Genomic DNA, 16,017 nt, shown 5'->3' with positions numbered 1-16,017 from the left:
CGCTGCCGTGATCCTGTACGACTACCCCTTCAACGAACGCATTCGCACCTACCTGCGGCTTGAACAGCTGTTTCGTCGCATGGTGGAACTGGTGCCCCGCAGCCATCCGCTGGACCACCACTACGCGATCCAGACCATCTTCGAGATCATGGACGTGGCGGCCCGGGCCGACATGAAGTCGGATGTGCTCAAGGACCTGGACCGGCACAAGCAGCAACTCATCGCTTTTCGCGGCAATCCGATGATCGCGGAGCAGGCCCTGGAAGAGGTCATCCAGAAGCTGGAAGACTGCTTCACGCAACTGAGCGAAATGACCGGCAAGACCGGCCAGGCCCTGACTGAGAACGACTGGCTGATGAGCATCCGCAGCCGTATCGGCATCCCAGGCGGCACCTGCGAGTTTGATCTGCCCGGCTACTACCACTGGCAGCACCGGAGCGCGGAGGAACGCCGGGCCGACCTGCATCGCTGGTCGGTCCCGCTGGCACCCTTGGCCGAATCCATCGTGCAGTTGCTCAAGATGCTGCGCGAATCGGGTTCGGCCCAGAAGGTGGTCGCGCCAGGTGGTCAGTTCCAGCTGACCCTTCCGCAGGGTCGCAGCTTCCAGCTGCTGCGCTTGCGCATCGACCCATCCACGGGGCTCATTCCCGAAATCAGCGGCAACCGGCTGATGCTGTCGGTGCGCCTGATGCGCCACGGCGAAGACGACCGCTTGCATCCAGCGCAGGAGGACGCTGCGTTTGAACTGACCCTGTGCGCCTGAGGTCGGCCGTGAGCGACAAAGCCACCGGCACACCCGTCAGAACCGTCCGCTGCCCGAATTGCGGCGGACCCAGCATCTACGCGCCGAGCAACGCGTACCGGCCGTTCTGCAGCGAGCGATGCAAGCAGATGGACCTGGGCGCCTGGGCCAACGAAGAATTCAGCCTGCCGGAAAAGGAAGGCCAGAGCGACCCCGGCTTCGAACAAAGCTGAAACCACCTCGTCCGCGGTTCAGCGGACCGGCCTCAAACCGTCTGTTCGGCTGCCAGCCACTCCAGCACGGGCACGGTGCCGGCCAGCACAGGGGCACACGACACCGGCAAGGTCTGCCAAGCGAACTGCTGGCCTTCGCGCATCTGCAGTTCACCGGTCCAGTCGCGCACCTTGCAGAAATGCAGCCGCACCAGTCCATGCGGGTAGTCCACCATCGACACTTTCCAGATGTGCGCGGTGCCGATGGTCAGGCCAATCTCTTCCTGGAGTTCGCGCCGCAGCGCCTGCTCCACGGTTTCACCCGCCTCCAACTTGCCGCCCGGAAACTCCCAATACCCGGCATACACCTTGCCCGGTGGACGGGAAGTCAACAGGAAGGCACCATCCGGCGCGATCAGCACGCCCACGGCCACGTCCACCACGGGCCGATTGGCAGGACGCGGCGCGTCCTGGTCGGCATCGACCACCAACACCGGCGCGCTCATGCCTGTGTGGCGTGGGTGCCCGCGTAGTCGCGCGCGAACTGGTAGGCCACCCGCCCGCTGCGCGAACCGCGCTCCAGTGCCCAGACCAGCGCCAAGGGCCGCGCCGCCTCGATGTCGGCGGCAGGGACCCCCAACGAGGAGAGCCACTGCGCGACGATGGTGAGGTACTCGTCCTGACTGAACGGGTAGAAGCTCACCCAGAGGCCGAAGCGTTCCGACAGGGAAATCTTTTCCTCCACCACCTCGCCCGGGTGCACCTCGCCATCCGCCGTGTGCGTGTAGGTGAGGTTTTCCTTCATGTATTCGGGCAGCAGGTGGCGGCGGTTGCTGGTGGCGTAGATCAGCACGTTGGGGCTCGCGGCCGAAACCGACCCATCCAGGATGGACTTGAGCGCCTTGTAGCCTGGCTCGCCGTCCTCGAAACTGAGGTCGTCGCAGAACACGATGAAGCGCTCGGACCGCTCAGCGACCACTTCGACGATGTCGGGCAAATCCACCAGGTCGGACTTGTCCACCTCGATCAGCCGCAGGCCTTGCGGCGCGTATTCGTTGAGGCAGGCGCGCACCAGCGAGGACTTGCCGGTACCGCGCGCACCGGTCAACAACACGTTGTTGGCCGGCAGACCCTGCACGAACTGCAGGGTGTTGCGCTGGATCTTCTCCTTCTGCCCGTCGATCTCCTGCAGATCACCCAGGCGCATTGCACCCACGTGACGCACAGGCTCCAGGACGCCATGACCGCTGCTGCGCTTGCGATAACGCCAGGCCACGGCGGCAGCCCAGTCCGGCGCCGACATGGGCTGCGGCAGCACCGCCTCGATGCGGCTGATGAGCTGCTCGGCGCGCTGCAGCAGGCGTTCGAAGTGCTCGTTCATGACCGGTAGTCGGCGTTGATGGTCACGTACTCGTGGCTGAAGTCGCACGTCCACACCGTCTCGCTCGCCGTGCCCCGGCCCAGACCGATGCGCACCAGGATCTCGGCCTGCTTCATGACGCGCTGGCCGTCTTCTTCCTTGTAGGCGGGGTGGCGCCCACCGGCGCTGACCACGTGCACGTCGCCCAGGTGCAGGTCGATGCCGTTGACATCCAGGTCGTGAATGCCCGCGTAGCCCACCGCGGCCAGGATGCGGCCGAGGTTCGGGTCGCTGGCGAAGAACGCCGTCTTCACCAGAGGCGAGTGCGCGACCGCGTACGCGGCCAGCAGGCATTCCGAAGCGTCGCGGCCACCATCCACCTGCACGGTGATGAACTTGGTGGCGCCTTCGCCATCGCGCACGATGGCGTGCGCCAGCTGCCGCGCCACCGGGGTGAGTGCCGCCAGCAGTGCACGCCCTGCGGGGCTCTCCAGATCGGTGATGGGGGTGTTGCCCGCCCGCCCGGTGGCCACCACGACAAAGGAGTCGTTGGTGCTGGTATCGCCGTCAACCGTGACGCGGTTGAAGGAAGCATCGGCCAGGCGGCGCGCCAGCGCATTCATGAGCGCGGGCGCGACGGCGGCGTCGGTGGCCAGGAATCCCAGCATGGTGGCCATGTTGGGCCGGATCATGCCCGCGCCCTTGGCAATGCCGGTCACGCTGAGGGTCCGCCCGTCCAGCTCGAAGCGCTGGCTGAAGGCCTTGGGCAAGGTGTCCGTGGTCATGATGCCCTGCGCCGCCGAGAGCCATTGCGCCCCACCCTCGGTCTGCGGCTGCGCCGCGTCGGCCAGCGCCAACGGCAGGCCGGCCAGCAGGCGGTCCAGCGGCAGCGGCTCCATGATCACGCCGGTCGAGAACGGCAGCACCTGCTCGTGGTGCAGACCGAGCGAGCGCGCGAGCGCGGTGCAGGTCTGGCGCGCGTTGGCCAGGCCGGGCTCGCCGGTACCGGCGTTCGCATTGCCGGTGTTGATCACCAGCGCGCGGATGGACTGCCCGGAAGCCAAGTGGTCCCGGCACACCTGAACCGGTGCGGCGGCGTAGCGGTTCTGCGTGAACACCGCGCCCACGGCGCAGCCTTCATCGAGCAGGAACACCGTAAGGTCTTTGCGGTTGGCCTTGCGGATGCCCGCCTGCGCCACGCCAATGCGCACGCCCGAAACGGGCAGCAGATCGGTGGCCAAGGGGGCGTTGAGTTGAACAGGCATGTGAACTCCGTGGATGTACCGTGATGCCCGACGGCCGCGCGACGGCGGGCACCCTGGGGTGCCGCCCTCACGCCACCGTCAGTCCAGCTTGCCGTGGCAGTGTTTGTATTTCTTGCCACTGCCACAGGGGCAGGGATCGTTGCGCCCCACACGCGGCACGTCGCCCGCAGGGCGCGCAGCCGCGGCAATGGCCGCATCGGCGATGGTCTCGGCCTCGCCCGTTTCGGTCGGCGCGGTGTAGGTCACGTTGGTGATCTGCTCGGCGCGCTCTTCCAGCCGCTCGGCCGCCTCGGCCATCTGTTCGGCCGATTGCACGCGCACGTTCATGAGCACGCGGGTGACATCGTTCTTGACGCTGTCGAGCAATTGGCCGAACAGCATGAAAGCCTCGCGCTTGTACTCCTGTTTCGGCTGCTTCTGCGCATAGCCGCGCAGGTGGATGCCCTGGCGCAGGTAGTCCAGGGCCGAGAGGTGTTCACGCCATTGGCTGTCGATGGTCTGCAGGAGCACCACGCGCTCGAACTGGGTGAAGTTCTCCTCGCCCACCAGCGCCACCTTGCCCTCGAAGACCGTCTTGGCCGCCGCCTGCACGCGCTCGACGATTTCCTCGACATCGATGGCTTCCGCATCGGCCACCCAGCTGGACACGGGCGCTTCCACGGCCCACTCATCGCGCAGCACACGCTCCAGCGTGGGCAAGTCCCATTGCTCTTCCACGCTGCCCTCGGGCACATACTGGTGCACCAAGTCGGTGAAGCAGCCTTCACGCAGTGCGTCGATCTGCGCGCGCAACGAGGTGGCGTCCAGAATGTCGTTGCGCTGCTGGTAGATCACCTTGCGTTGGTCGTTGGAAACGTCGTCGTACTCCAGCAGCTGCTTGCGGATGTCGAAGTTGCGCGCCTCGACCTTGCGCTGCGCGCTCTCGATGCTGCGCGTGACGATGCCGGCTTCGATCGCCTCGCCCTCGGGCATCTTCAGGCGGTCCATGATCGCGCGCACGCGGTCGCCCGCGAAGATGCGCATGAGCGAGTCGTCCAGGCTCAGGTAGAAACGCGAGGAGCCAGGGTCGCCCTGGCGGCCCGAGCGGCCACGCAGCTGGTTGTCGATGCGGCGCGATTCGTGGCGCTCGGTCGCGATGATGCGCAGGCCGCCCAGCGCCTTGACCTTCTCGTGGTCCTGCTGCCATTGCTGGCGGATCGTCTCGATGCGGGCCGCCTTGGTCACTTCGTCGAGTGACTCGTCGTTCTGCACCGCGTCGACCATCTTCTCGAGGTTGCCGCCGAGCACGATGTCGGTACCGCGTCCAGCCATGTTGGTGGCGATGGTGATCGCGCCGGGCCGGCCCGCCTGGATGATGATGTCGGCCTCGCGGGCGTGCTGCTTGGCGTTGAGCACCTCGTGCGGCAGCTTTTCGGCCTGCAGCAGGCTGGCGATGATCTCGGAGTTCTCGATCGACGAGGTACCCACCAGCACCGGCTGGCCGCGCTCGTGGCACTCGCGGATGTCCTCGATCGCCGCAACATACTTTTCCTTGGTGGTCTTGTAGACCCGGTCCAGCTGGTCGTTGCGCTTGCTCGGCCGGTTGGGCGGGATCACCACCGTCTCCAGGCCATAGATCTCCTGGAATTCGTAGGCCTCGGTGTCGGCCGTGCCGGTCATGCCCGAGAGCTTGCTATAGAGACGGAAATAGTTCTGGAAGGTGATGGACGCCAGCGTCTGGTTCTCCGGCTGGATGGCCACGCCTTCTTTCGCTTCCACGGCCTGGTGCAGGCCGTCGCTCCAGCGGCGGCCCGACATGAGCCGGCCCGTGAACTCATCGACGATGACGATCTCGCCGTTCTGGTTCACATAGTGCTGATCGCGGTGGTAGAGGTGGTGCGCCTTCAGCGAGGTCACCAGGTGGTGCAGCAACGCGATGTTGGCGGGGTCGTACAGCGAAGCCCCTTCGGGCAACAGGCCGGCCTGGCTCAGCAGGCGCTCGGCATTCTCATGACCCTGCTCGGTCATGTGAATGGAATGCGCCTTCTCGTCCACGGTGAAGTCGCCGGGTTTGATCACCCCTTCACCCGTGCGCGGATCGGCCTCGCCCTCCTGGCGCACCAGGTGGGGCACCAGCTGCTTGATCGCTAGGTAGACCTGGGTCTGGTCTTCGGCCTGGCCACTGATGATCAGGGGCGTGCGGGCCTCGTCGATCAGGATCGAGTCCACCTCGTCCACGATCGCGTAGTTCAGGCCCCGTTGCACGCGATCAGCGGCCTCGTAGACCATGTTGTCGCGCAGGTAGTCGAAGCCGTACTCGTTGTTGGTGCCGTACGTGATGTCGGCGCGGTAGGCCGCCTGCTTTTCCTCTCGCGGCGCCTGGGGCAGGTTGATACCCACGCTCAGGCCAAGGAAGTTGTACAGCCGGCCCATCCACTGGGCATCGCGGCTGGCCAGGTAGTCGTTGACGGTAACGACATGAACGCCCTTGCCGGTCAGTGCGTTGAGGTAGACGGGCAGCGTGGCGGTCAGCGTCTTGCCCTCGCCGGTGCGCATCTCGGCAACCTTGCCATGGTGCAGCGCCAGGCCCCCCATCAGTTGCACATCGAAGTGGCGCATCTTCATGACGCGCTTGCTGGCTTCGCGCACCACGGCAAACGCCTCGGGCAACAAGGCCTCCAAGGCTTCGCCCTGGGCGATGCGCTGCTTGAACGCCTCCGTCTGCGCCTTCAGCTCGTCGTCGCTGAGCTGCTCGAACTTCGACTCCAGTCCATTGATGCGCTCCACCGTCTTGCGATAGGTCTTCAGGAGACGGTCATTGCGGCTACCAAAGATTTTGGTGAGGAAGTTTGTGGCCATACGTACGGGCCTGCGCCGGACACCCTGTGGATTCCGGGCAGGCAATTGAAGGTAGGAGGGCTCTCGCGAACCCGGGAGAGCAAACGACGGGAAACTACCCGTGATGTGCCGACGGACGCAGGGCTTTCAAGAGCAAAGCGCGCATTTTACCCGCCGCACCTGCACCGCGCTCAGGGCCTGCGAGGGCCGGGCCCTGTCGCCTTGGCCACGGCCATGTTTTCACCCGCGGCCAGGAAGCGTTGCGGATCCTGGGGCACGCCCGAGACCCAGACCTCGAAGTGCAGATGCGGTCCGGTGGAGCGCCCCGTGGAGCCCACTTCCGCGATCTTCTGGCCCCGCTTCACGATGTCGCCCTTCTTGACCAGCACTTTCGAGGCGTGGGCATAGCGGGTGACAAGGTCGTTGCCATGGTCCACTTCCACCATGTTGCCGTAGGCAGGGTGGTATTCCTGCACCACCACCATCCCGCCCGCGGCGGCCAGAATCGGGGTGCCCGGATCGGACGGGAAATCCAGGCCCGTGTGCAGGGCGGATCGCCCGGTGATGGGGTCGATGCGAAAACCGAACGGCGACCCCACCTGCACGCCGGCCACCGGTTGCTCGGTCGGCACCATGGTGCGCTGGATCTTCTGGTCGAACAGGCGCGACTCCACCACCGTCAACCAGTCCACCCGCGAACCGCTGGTCTGGTCGATCCGATCCAGCGCACCCATCAATTCGTCCATGCTCAGGTCACGCCCCCCCACCAGCGCGCCGCCGGCACCCGGCTTGGGCTTGAACTCCGCCGGGCTCAGGCCCGCCAGGCCTGCGACCCGTTCACCCAGCGAGTCGATCTGCACCATGCGCGCCTGCATTTCGCCCAGCTTGCGGGCCATGGCGTCGAGGTTGGCGCGCATGTAGGCGTTCTGGGTGTTGGCTTCATCCTGGTGCACCAGCCGCGCCACCGGCGCAAACCCGGGCCAGCCCTGGCGCACCCCCTCCAGAAACACCCAGTGATAGGTGGTGATCGCCCCCAGCATCAACAGCACCGACGCGAGCACGCCGACGCCGACGAGCTTGAATCCACTGAGGTGCATGGCGCGGCTCCTGGCCAGCCAGGCGTCCGTGATAATGATGTGCACTGCTCTACCTTTCCAGGCTGCCCAGATTCAACTAGGCCACCTACATCGCATGTCTACCGCCCCCCGATCCCACAACACCATGCTCAGCCTGGAGCAGGCCGTGGGAGCTGCGCCCACGCTCGCCGCGCTGCAGGAGCGCATCCGGGAGTCCCGTTGGTGCCTGGATCAGGTGCAACACCTGATCCCCGCCAGCTTGCGTCCGCATGTGCTGGCCGGCCCCTTGCAAGATCAGGAGTGGTGCCTGCTCGTGGCCAGTTCCGCCGCGTCGACCAAACTGCGCCATTTGCTGCCTTCGCTGCAACTGGCTCTGACCCAAAGGGGTGCGCAGGTTAACGCAATCCGCATCAAAGTCCAAACGCCGGGACGATGAGCGCACCCTGAGCCTGCGCGGGCGGTGCCTGGTGCCGCTTGTCTGACTCGAACAGACGACCTATCGCTTACAAGGCGATTGCTCTACCAACTGAGCTAAAGCGGCGGGTTGAGCGAAAAATTCTACTTGACGCGCTTGAGCTGGGGCCTGCCGCCCGGCCGACCAGGGCCTGACGGTGGATCGGGCAGATCACCCGACGCGGGTGCGCCATCGCTGGGAACGGACCGCAGCGGGCCACGGCCGGGACCATCGGAGGCCTCTTCGACACCCGAAGGCGCATCGGGCACCACAGCGGCGTCCACGGCGGGCCCGGAGGAAACGGCCGCCGCGGGCGGCGCTGGAAAAGCCATGCCTTGGCCGTTCTCGCGCGCATAAATGGCGATCACATGGCTGATCGGCACAATGATCTCGCGCGCCACCCCACCGAACCGGGCCTTGAACTCGATGAATTCATTGCCCAGCTTGAGCGAGCTGGTGGCTTCCATGCTCACGTTGAGCACGATCTCACCGTTCTTCACGAACTCCATGGGCACCCGCACCGACGCATCGACCTGGACGGCGATGTAGGGCGAGAACCCATTGTCGGCACACCATTCGTGCAGGGCACGGATCAGGTACGGCCGCGTGGAGGGGATTTCCGGTTCGAAGGTACTCATGAAGCTTCTGGCTTGGTCCCCTGCGGGACCGCGTGCCGTTTACTTGCGCATCACCTTTTCGGACGGCGTGAGCGCCTCGATGTAGGCCGGGCGCGAGAAGATGCGCTCGGCGTACTTGAGCAGGGGAGCGGCGTTCTTGCTGAGTTCGATGCCGTAGAAATCCAGGCGCCACAGCAGGGGGGCGATGGCCACGTCCAGCATGGAGAAGTTGTCACCCAGCATGAACTTGTTCTTCAGGAACACCGGTGCGAGCTGGGTCAGGCGATCGCGGATGTGCGAACGGGCCTTCTCCAGCGCTTTCTCGTTGCCCTTGGTGCTGCGCGATTCGAGCATGGACACGTGCGTGAACAACTCTTTCTCGAAGTTCAGCAGGAACAGGCGCACGCGCGCGCGGTCCACCGGGTCGCCGGGCATCAGCTGGGGATGCGGGAAGCGTTCGTCGATGTACTCGTTGATGATGTTCGATTCGTACAGGATGAGATCGCGTTCGACCAGGATAGGCACCTGGCCATACGGGTTCATCACGCTGATGTCTTCAGGCTTGTTGTACAGGTCGACGTCCCGGATCTCGAAATCCATGCCTTTTTCAAACAGCACGAAACGGCAGCGGTGGGAGTAAGGGCAGGTGGTGCCCGAATACAAGACCATCATGTGGGAGTCTCCTTAAAGCAAAAAACAGTGGCTTGCGAACATGCCCGTCGGGCATTGCAAACCACTGTGGAACGGTCGGGCCGGCCTCCCATGAGACCGCCCCAGCCGGATCGGATTATTTGACGTCTTTCCAGAAGGCCGCATTCAAACGCCAGGCCACGATGGTGAAAGCCGCCAGGAACAGCATCACCCACACGCCGATGCGCACGCGCGAGTTCTGGGAAGGCTCGGCCATCCACTGCAGGTAGGCCACCAGGTCGCCAACGTTTTCTTCGTAGCGCGCATCGCTCAGGGTGCCGGGTTTGACCTGCTCCCAGCCTTTGACGCGGTCCACCTCGTGGCCGTGGCTCATCACCTTCTCGTGCACCGGGCGGCGCTCACCTTGCAGCTCCCACAGCGGGTGGGGCATGCCGATGTTCGGGAACACCAGGTTGTTCCAGCCGGTCGGCTTGGTGTCGTCGCGGTAGTAGGTGCGCAGCAGGGTGTAGACATAGTCGGCACCGCTGCCCGCGCTGCTGGAGCGCGAACGGGCGATCAGGCTGAGGTCGGGCGGGTTCACGCCGAAGAACTGCTTGGCCTGCTTCGGATCGATGGCGGCCTTCATCGTGTCACCGATCTTGTCGGTCGTGAAGGTCAGGTTTTCAGCGATCTGCTTGTCGTTCAGGCCGATGTCGCGCAGGCGGTTGTAGCGCATGAACGCCGCCGAGTGGCAGCTCAGGCAGTAGTTGACGAACAGTTTGGCGCCGTTCTGCAGGGCAGCCATGTCGTTGGTGCGCTGAGGCGCCTTGTCCAGCGGGAAGTTTCCACCAGCGGCCAGCGCCGCGCCCGACAAGCCCAGGGCCAGCATGAAGCCCAAGAGGATTTTTTTCATTTGCTTGACTCTCCGGATTGGCTCTGTGGGTTCAGTGGGGCTGGAACGTAACGCGCTGGGGCACCGGCTTGAATTCGCCGATGCGGCTCCACCAGGGCATCAGCAGGAAGAAGCCGAAGTAGAACAGCGTACCCAACTGGGACACCCGCTCGCCAATGGGCGACGGCGGTTGCACCCCAAGGTAACCGAGGATCAGGAAGTTGATCACAAACACCGTGTACAGCCAGATGTTCCAGTTCGGGCGGTAGCGGATGGACTTGACCGGGCTGTGATCGAGCCAGGGCAGGAAGAACAGGATGATGACGGCGCCGCCCATGGCGACCACGCCCCAGAACTTGGCGTCGATGGACAGCATCAGCGCCACCAGCACCAGTGCAGCGATCACGATGCCACCCTTGATCGCGCCGGACACCTTGGCCTTGAGCGCACCCAGGACCGCCGCGATGACGACGATGGCCACCAGGGCGTACATCATTTCGGTGGTGATGGCACGCAGCATCGAGTAGAACGGCGTGAAGTACCAGACCGGCGCGATGTGCAGCGGCGTCACCAGCGGGTCGGCCGGGATGAAGTTGTTGTACTCGAGGAAGTAGCCGCCAAACTCGGGGGCGAAGAAGATGATCGCCGAGAACACCATCAGGAAGACCGAGACGCCCAGGATGTCGTGCACGGTGTAGTAGGGGTGGAACGGGATGCCGTCCAGCGGCTTGCCCGATGCGTCCTTGGTGGCCTTGATCTCCACACCGTCGGGGTTGTTGGAGCCCACTTCGTGCAGGGCGATCAGGTGAGCGACCACCAGACCCAGCAGCACCAATGGCACAGCGATCACGTGGAAGCTGAAGAAGCGGTTCAGCGTGGCGTCGCCCACCACGAAGTCGCCGCGGATCAGCAGCGCCAGGTCGGGACCGACGAAGGGAATGGCGGAGAACAGGTTGACGATCACCTGGGCGCCCCAGTAGGACATCTGGCCCCAGGGCAGCAGGTAGCCCATGAAGGCCTCGGCCATCAGGCACAGGAAGATCGCGCAGCCGAACACCCAGACCAGCTCGCGCGGCTTGCGGTAGCTGCCGTAGATGAGGCCGCGGAACATGTGCAGGTACACCACCACGAAGAACGCCGAGGCGCCGGTGGAGTGCATGTAGCGGATCAGCCAGCCCCAGGGCACGTCGCGCATGATGTACTCGACCGACGCGAAGGCGAGGTTGGCGTCAGGCTTGTAGTGCATCACCAGGAAGATGCCGGTGACGATCTGGATCACGAGCACCAGCAGGGCCAGCGAGCCGAAGAAGTACCAGAAGTTGAAGTTCTTGGGCGCGTAGTACTCGGAGAGGTGCTCCTTGTACAGCTTGGATGCCGGGAACCGGTTGTCGATCCAGTTCAGCGCTTTCTGACCGATCGGCGCGTCGGGGGAAATTTCTTTGAATTCAGCCATGGGGATGCCTCTGTGATCCGTTGTCTGTCAGTGCCGCTCAAGCCTGCTTCTCTTCACCCACCAGCAAGGTGGTGTCGGACAGGTAGTAGTGCGGCGGCACTTCCAGGTTGTCGGGCGCCGGCTTGTTCTTGAACACGCGGCCGGCCACGTCGAAGGTGGAGCCGTGGCAGGCGCACAGGAAGCCGCCCTTCCAGTCGTCCGGCAGCGAAGGCTGCGGGCCGGGGGTGAGCTTGTCGCCGGGGGAACAACCGAGGTGGGTGCAGATGCCCACGGTCACGAGGAATTCGGGCTTGATGGAACGGTGACGGTTCTTGGCGTAGGCCGGCGTCGGGTAAGCCGTGCGATCCGAGTTCGGGTCGGCCAGTTGACCCTCGATGGTCTCGAGCGCGGCGAGCTGCTCGGGCGTGCGGCGCAGGATCCACACCGGCTTGCCGCGCCATTCGACCACGATCTTTTCCCCGGGCTGGATGCCGGAGATGTCCACTTCCACGGCGGCGCCCGCGGCCTTGGCCCGTTCGGATGGCTGGAAGGTGCTCACGAAGGGAACGGCGACGGCGGCTGCACCAGCACCACCCATGGCGCAGGAGGTGATCAGCCAGGTTCTGCGGCTGCGATCAACAGTCGCACCGGCGGTTGCTTCACTCATGGGGATCTTTCAATGGGGTCGAGACGGGACACTAGGGACAACCCGGCATTGTACTGGAGCAGTCAAGGGGCTTTACCGCTTGTCGGGGTGTGGGACTTGGCTATTGCCCGGGAGCACTCGATGCCAGCGAACGCCACGCACGGCTGTGTGAGAATGCTTCTCGACTTTCCGCCATCCATTTCAATCACTCGCCAACCGGAGGACCTCATGGGCATGTTGCAAGAGTTCAAGGAATTTGCCGTCAAGGGCAACGTGATCGACCTCGCCGTGGGCGTGATCATCGGCGGAGCTTTCGGCAAGATCGTCACCTCCATGGTCGACGACGTGATCATGCCCATCGTGGGCGCCATCTTCGGCAGCCTGGATTTCACCAACCTGTACCTCGCGCTCGGCAAAGTGCCCGAGGGCACGCCCGCGACGCTGGCCGGCCTGAAGGCGGCCGGCGTGCCGACCCTGGCCTACGGCAACTTCATCACGGTGGCGCTGAACTTCACCATCATGGCGTTCATCATCTTCATCATGGTCAAGCAGATCAACCGCCTCAAGCGCGAAGCGCCCGCCGCGCCCGCCGCGCCGGCCGAGCCGCCCGCAACGCCCGAAGACATCGCCCTGCTGCGCGAGATCCGCGACAGCCTGCGCAAGTAATCGCCCGCTGCTTCCGGCCACGCCGCACCCCTCACGGGGATGCGGCGTTTTTCATGCCTCAGACGACCGTGGCGGCCAGGGCGGCGTCAATGGCCGCCAGCAGGCTGGTGGCGCTGGCCTGGCCGGTGCCGGCGATGTCGAACGCCGTGCCGTGGTCGGGGCTGGTGCGCACGAAGGGCAGGCCCAGCGTGGTGTTCACGCCATGCTCCAGACCCAACAGCTTGACGGGAATCAGCCCCTGGTCGTGGTACATCGCCACCACCACGTCAAAGGCCCCCTGGCGGGCGCGCATGAACACCGTGTCGGGTGCGTGCGGTCCGCTGGCCTGCACACCTTCCTGTTGCGCCTGTGCCACCGCCGGCGCAATGGTCTCGATTTCTTCCCGGCCGAACAATCCACCCTCCCCCGCGTGCGGGTTCAGCCCGGCCACGGCGATGCGTGGCGCGGCCAGCCCGGTCCGCCGGAAATGCGCGTCGGTGATGCGGATGGTCTGCAGCACCTGGGCCTGGGTCACGGCTTGCAGCGCCTGCTGCAAGGACACATGAATGCTCACCAGCACGGTGCTCAACCCGGGGCAGCTGAGCATCATGCGCACCGGCAGTGCAGAGATCGGCACGCCGGCGTGCGCAGCCGCGAGCGCCTGCAGCAACTCGGTGTGGCCTGGGTGATCGACACCGGCGGCTGCCAGCGCTTCTTTGTGGATGGGCGCGGTCACCAGGGCTCGGGCCCGCCCCGTCAGGGTCGCCTGTGCGGCCCAACGAATGCAGTCGGCTGCCGCCAACCCGGCCTCGGCATTCACACGCCCCATGGGCACCGGGCGGGCCAGCGAACACGCCTGCACCACGGCCATGCTGCCGGAAGGCACGGCGTCAAGATCCGGCAACGCCTCGATTTCGGCCAGCATCAGCGCTTCGGCGGCCGAGCCGCGCTCCGCCGCCGTGGCGCGCAAGGCCTGGTGCATCGTCGCCACGTCGCCGGCCACCACCACCTGGCGCTGCAGCGCCGGCCGTTCACGGAACGCCTTGGCGATGATCTCGGGCCCGATGCCCGCAGGATCGCCCATGCTCAGAATCAGCGGAGGGGGTGGGAACGGCGGCATGTGGCGCCTCAGGCGGGGTTGTCGATGTCGATGAACACGTGCGCCAGCCCCAGCTGCGCGGCCACATGGGCACCGACAGCAGGCGCACCATAGCGCTCGGACGCGTGGTGGCCGCAGGCGATGTAGGCGACGCCACATTCGCGGGCATAGTGCGCCTGCGGCTCGGAAATCTCGCCTGTGATGAACACGTCCGCGCCGGCCGCGATGGCCGCCTCGAAATAGCCCTGCGCGCCACCGGTGCACAGCGCCACATGGTGCACCGGGCGATCGGGCTCGGCGACCAAGGTCACCGCGCGGCCCAGACACCGGGCCACATGATCGGCCAGCGCGGCGGCCGACTCGCTGCGGCGCTCGCCCATGAAGCCCAGGGCCTGCTCGCCGAAGCGGCCGCGCGCATCGGCGTACACGGCCACCCCCAGTTGGCGTGCAAGCTGCGCGTTGTTGCCCAGCTCGGGGTGCGCATCCAGCGGCAGGTGGTAGGCCAGCAAATTGATGTCGTGCGCCAGCAGCAGCGCCAGGCGCTGCTTCATCCAGCCGGTCACGCGGCCGTCCTGCCCGCGCCAGAACAGGCCGTGGTGCACCAGGATGGCATCGGCGCCCTCCTTCACGGCGGCCTCGATCAGCGCCCGGCTGGCGGTCACCCCGCTCACCAGCTTGTGCACCTCGGCCCGGCCCTCGACCTGCAACCCGTTCGGCCCGTAGTCCTTGAACAGCGCAGGCTGCAGCAGCGTGTCCAGAGCATCGGTCAGGGCGGCGCGGGAAACGGCAGGGTGATCGGTGCGCGGATCGGGCATGGGCGGTCGGCGTGGGGCTGGGCGGAGTCCTCCATTCTGACAGCCCCTCCTCCACCGACCGGGCCGACCGCCCCTTGAAGCCGTCGCCGTTCACGCCCATATGCGGGACAATATCGGCGGACGCGGCCAAGGCCGCGTCCCTCCTCAACCCGCTCGACATTCCCATGAAACGACTCTGGCTCCTGTTCGCCCAAACCGTCACTGTGCTCGTGGCGGCGTTGTTCGTGGTGGGCACCTTGCAGCCCCAATGGCTGGGCCGCCAGACCGCCGTGGTGCCCGTGTTCGAAGCCCCATCGGGCACGCCGGTGGCGACGGTCGAAGGCACAGGGAGCTTCCGTGCCGCCGCCCGCACCGCATCGCCGGCCGTGGTGAGCATCAACACCAGCAAGTCGCCAGCCCACAACCCGCAAAGCGCGGATCCCTGGTTCCGTTTTTTCTTTGGCGACCAGGCCCCCTCGCAGCAGCAAAGTGGCCTGGGATCGGGCGTGATCGTCAGTCCTGCCGGCTACGTGCTGACCAACAACCATGTCATCGAAGAAGCCGATGAGATCGAGGTCATCCTCAACGATGGGCGCAAGGCCGTGGCGGAGGTGATCGGCACCGACCCGGAAACCGATCTGGCGATCCTGAAGATCAACCTGACCGACCTGCCCGTGATCACCCTGGGCAACTCCGATGCCCTGGAAATCGGCGACCAGGTGCTGGCCATCGGCAACCCGTTTGGCGTGGGCCAGACCGTCACCAGCGGCATCGTCAGCGCGCTTGGCCGCACCCAGCTGGGCATCAACACCTTCGAGAACTTCATCCAGACCGATGCCGCCATCAACCCGGGCAATTCGGGCGGCGCACTGGTGGACGTGAGTGGTCAGCTGATGGGCATCAACACCGCGATCTACTCACGCTCTGGTGGCTCGATGGGCATTGGCTTTGCCATCCCCACCTCCACCGCGCGCAGTGTGATGGAAGCCATCGTGAAGGACGGACAGGTCACGCGCGGCTGGATCGGCGTGGAGCCCCAGGACCTGAGCCCCGAACTCGCCGAGAACTTCGGCATGCAGCCGGGCACGGGTGTCATCATCAGCGGCGTGCTGCAGAACGGTCCCGCCGCCCAGGCCGGCATTCGTCCAGGCGATGTCATCACCGCCGTGGCCGGCCGCTCGGTGAACAACGTCGCGCAGCTGCTGTCGGCCGTGGCCAACCTGTCGCCGGGCACGCCCGCGTCGCTCGATGTGGTGCGGCGCGAGGGCAAGACAAAGATCGAGGTCACACCGGGCCGGCGCAACCTGCCGCGTCAGCAGGCAACCCCACGCTGAAG

At 65.5% G+C, this 16,017-nt stretch carries 17 protein-coding genes and 1 tRNA gene; 5 read left to right on the top strand and 13 right to left on the bottom strand.

Going from position 1 to position 16,017, the window contains the following annotated elements:
• The first annotated feature begins 7 nt into the window (after positions 1-7).
• Together zapD and ACODTB_RS08125 are read left to right on the top strand one after the other, a co-directional pair.
• Positions 8-763 (top strand): cell division protein ZapD, encoded by a 756-nt coding sequence (gene zapD, locus ACODTB_RS08130; RefSeq protein WP_488929238.1) that lies wholly within the window; start codon positions 8-10, stop codon positions 761-763.
• Between the two features lie 8 nt (positions 764-771).
• Positions 772-975, top strand: a complete 204-nt coding sequence (locus tag ACODTB_RS08125) for a DNA gyrase inhibitor YacG (RefSeq protein WP_291121444.1) — start codon at positions 772-774, stop codon at positions 973-975.
• Positions 976-1,007: 32 nt separating this feature from the next.
• Here the strand turns inward: ACODTB_RS08125 and ACODTB_RS08120 are convergent, their stop codons facing one another.
• From ACODTB_RS08120 to ACODTB_RS08100, 5 genes are all read right to left on the bottom strand, one after another.
• A complete protein-coding gene (locus tag ACODTB_RS08120) occupies positions 1,008-1,460 on the bottom strand; it encodes an NUDIX domain-containing protein (protein ID WP_291121441.1) in 453 nt (150 codons plus the stop codon).
• Positions 1,457-2,335 carry an ATP-binding protein gene (locus ACODTB_RS08115; protein ID WP_291121438.1) on the bottom strand — a complete coding sequence of 293 codons (879 nt, stop codon included), beginning with the start codon at positions 2,333-2,335 and terminating at the stop codon, positions 1,457-1,459. Before ACODTB_RS08115 ends, ACODTB_RS08120 begins: the two co-directional genes overlap by 4 nt.
• Positions 2,332-3,579, bottom strand: coding sequence for a bifunctional glutamate N-acetyltransferase/amino-acid acetyltransferase ArgJ (argJ, locus tag ACODTB_RS08110; RefSeq protein WP_291121436.1), 1,248 nt, complete (start codon positions 3,577-3,579; stop codon positions 2,332-2,334). Before argJ ends, ACODTB_RS08115 begins: the two co-directional genes overlap by 4 nt.
• A 78-nt stretch (positions 3,580-3,657) precedes the next feature.
• A complete protein-coding gene (gene secA / locus ACODTB_RS08105) occupies positions 3,658-6,417 on the bottom strand; it encodes a preprotein translocase subunit SecA (protein WP_291121434.1) in 2,760 nt (919 codons plus the stop codon).
• Positions 6,418-6,587: 170 nt separating this feature from the next.
• Positions 6,588-7,538 carry a M23 family metallopeptidase gene (locus ACODTB_RS08100; RefSeq protein WP_291121432.1) on the bottom strand — a complete coding sequence of 317 codons (951 nt, stop codon included), beginning with the start codon at positions 7,536-7,538 and terminating at the stop codon, positions 6,588-6,590.
• A gap of 79 nt (positions 7,539-7,617) precedes the next feature.
• Here ACODTB_RS08100 and ACODTB_RS08095 point away from each other — a divergent pair, with 79 nt between their 5' ends.
• Positions 7,618-7,908, top strand: coding sequence for a DciA family protein (locus ACODTB_RS08095; protein WP_291121429.1), 291 nt, complete (start codon positions 7,618-7,620; stop codon positions 7,906-7,908).
• 29 nt (positions 7,909-7,937) lie between these two features.
• Here ACODTB_RS08095 and ACODTB_RS08090 read toward each other — a convergent pair.
• The 6 genes from ACODTB_RS08090 to petA form a co-directional block, all read right to left on the bottom strand.
• A tRNA-Thr gene (locus ACODTB_RS08090) sits at positions 7,938-8,013 on the bottom strand.
• A 17-nt stretch (positions 8,014-8,030) separates the two neighbouring features.
• Positions 8,031-8,564 carry a ClpXP protease specificity-enhancing factor gene (locus tag ACODTB_RS08085; protein ID WP_291121427.1) on the bottom strand — a complete coding sequence of 178 codons (534 nt, stop codon included), beginning with the start codon at positions 8,562-8,564 and terminating at the stop codon, positions 8,031-8,033.
• Positions 8,565-8,603: 39 nt separating this feature from the next.
• Positions 8,604-9,215, bottom strand: a complete 612-nt coding sequence (locus tag ACODTB_RS08080; RefSeq protein WP_291121425.1) for a glutathione S-transferase N-terminal domain-containing protein — start codon at positions 9,213-9,215, stop codon at positions 8,604-8,606.
• A gap of 115 nt (positions 9,216-9,330) precedes the next feature.
• On the bottom strand, positions 9,331-10,086 hold the full coding sequence (locus ACODTB_RS08075) for a cytochrome c1 (protein ID WP_291121422.1): 756 nt from the start codon (positions 10,084-10,086) through the stop codon (positions 9,331-9,333).
• A gap of 31 nt (positions 10,087-10,117) precedes the next feature.
• A complete protein-coding gene (locus ACODTB_RS08070) occupies positions 10,118-11,518 on the bottom strand; it encodes a cytochrome b (RefSeq protein ID WP_291121420.1) in 1,401 nt (466 codons plus the stop codon).
• Between the two features lie 37 nt (positions 11,519-11,555).
• Positions 11,556-12,164, bottom strand: coding sequence for a ubiquinol-cytochrome c reductase iron-sulfur subunit (petA, locus tag ACODTB_RS08065; protein ID WP_291121418.1), 609 nt, complete (start codon positions 12,162-12,164; stop codon positions 11,556-11,558).
• 207 nt (positions 12,165-12,371) lie between these two features.
• Here petA and mscL point away from each other — a divergent pair, with 207 nt between their 5' ends.
• Positions 12,372-12,809 (top strand): large conductance mechanosensitive channel protein MscL, encoded by a 438-nt coding sequence (gene mscL / locus ACODTB_RS08060; RefSeq protein WP_291121417.1) that lies wholly within the window; start codon positions 12,372-12,374, stop codon positions 12,807-12,809.
• Positions 12,810-12,867: 58 nt separating this feature from the next.
• On the opposite strand, the gene pdxA is transcribed toward mscL, so the two are convergent.
• Both pdxA and ACODTB_RS08050 read right to left on the bottom strand, forming a co-directional pair.
• Positions 12,868-13,908: a 4-hydroxythreonine-4-phosphate dehydrogenase PdxA gene (gene pdxA / locus ACODTB_RS08055; protein WP_488929237.1), complete on the bottom strand. Its 1,041-nt coding sequence runs from the start codon at positions 13,906-13,908 to the stop codon at positions 12,868-12,870.
• A gap of 8 nt (positions 13,909-13,916) precedes the next feature.
• Positions 13,917-14,702, bottom strand: coding sequence for a Nif3-like dinuclear metal center hexameric protein (locus ACODTB_RS08050; protein WP_291121413.1), 786 nt, complete (start codon positions 14,700-14,702; stop codon positions 13,917-13,919).
• A 164-nt stretch (positions 14,703-14,866) separates the two neighbouring features.
• Between ACODTB_RS08050 and ACODTB_RS08045 the strand changes: the two genes are divergently transcribed.
• A complete protein-coding gene (locus ACODTB_RS08045) occupies positions 14,867-16,015 on the top strand; it encodes a Do family serine endopeptidase (RefSeq protein ID WP_291121411.1) in 1,149 nt (382 codons plus the stop codon).
• The last annotated feature ends 2 nt before the right edge of the window (positions 16,016-16,017 follow it).

Source organism: Hydrogenophaga sp. FG152 (assembly GCF_057809615.1).
This window is presented reverse-complemented; position numbering and strand designations above follow the sequence as displayed.

What these genes read in the sequence shown, in the direction of transcription:
- ACODTB_RS08095 (WP_291121429.1), top strand. Translation starts at nt 7,618, where the DNA reads ATGCTCAGCCTGGAGCAGGCCGTGGGAGCTGCGCCCACGCTCGCCGCG.
- ACODTB_RS08070 (WP_291121420.1), bottom strand. Translation starts at nt 11,518, where the DNA reads ATGGCTGAATTCAAAGAAATTTCCCCCGACGCGCCGATCGGTCAGAAA.
- ACODTB_RS08045 (WP_291121411.1), top strand. Translation starts at nt 14,867, where the DNA reads ATGAAACGACTCTGGCTCCTGTTCGCCCAAACCGTCACTGTGCTCGTG.
- ACODTB_RS08120 (WP_291121441.1), bottom strand. Translation starts at nt 1,460, where the DNA reads ATGAGCGCGCCGGTGTTGGTGGTCGATGCCGACCAGGACGCGCCGCGT.
- mscL (WP_291121417.1), top strand. Translation starts at nt 12,372, where the DNA reads ATGGGCATGTTGCAAGAGTTCAAGGAATTTGCCGTCAAGGGCAACGTG.
- ACODTB_RS08085 (WP_291121427.1), bottom strand. Translation starts at nt 8,564, where the DNA reads ATGAGTACCTTCGAACCGGAAATCCCCTCCACGCGGCCGTACCTGATC.
- ACODTB_RS08075 (WP_291121422.1), bottom strand. Translation starts at nt 10,086, where the DNA reads ATGAAAAAAATCCTCTTGGGCTTCATGCTGGCCCTGGGCTTGTCGGGC.
- secA (WP_291121434.1), bottom strand. Translation starts at nt 6,417, where the DNA reads ATGGCCACAAACTTCCTCACCAAAATCTTTGGTAGCCGCAATGACCGT.
- pdxA (WP_488929237.1), bottom strand. Translation starts at nt 13,908, where the DNA reads ATGCCGCCGTTCCCACCCCCTCCGCTGATTCTGAGCATGGGCGATCCT.
- ACODTB_RS08080 (WP_291121425.1), bottom strand. Translation starts at nt 9,215, where the DNA reads ATGATGGTCTTGTATTCGGGCACCACCTGCCCTTACTCCCACCGCTGC.
- ACODTB_RS08115 (WP_291121438.1), bottom strand. Translation starts at nt 2,335, where the DNA reads ATGAACGAGCACTTCGAACGCCTGCTGCAGCGCGCCGAGCAGCTCATC.
- ACODTB_RS08050 (WP_291121413.1), bottom strand. Translation starts at nt 14,702, where the DNA reads ATGCCCGATCCGCGCACCGATCACCCTGCCGTTTCCCGCGCCGCCCTG.
- argJ (WP_291121436.1), bottom strand. Translation starts at nt 3,579, where the DNA reads ATGCCTGTTCAACTCAACGCCCCCTTGGCCACCGATCTGCTGCCCGTT.
- petA (WP_291121418.1), bottom strand. Translation starts at nt 12,164, where the DNA reads ATGAGTGAAGCAACCGCCGGTGCGACTGTTGATCGCAGCCGCAGAACC.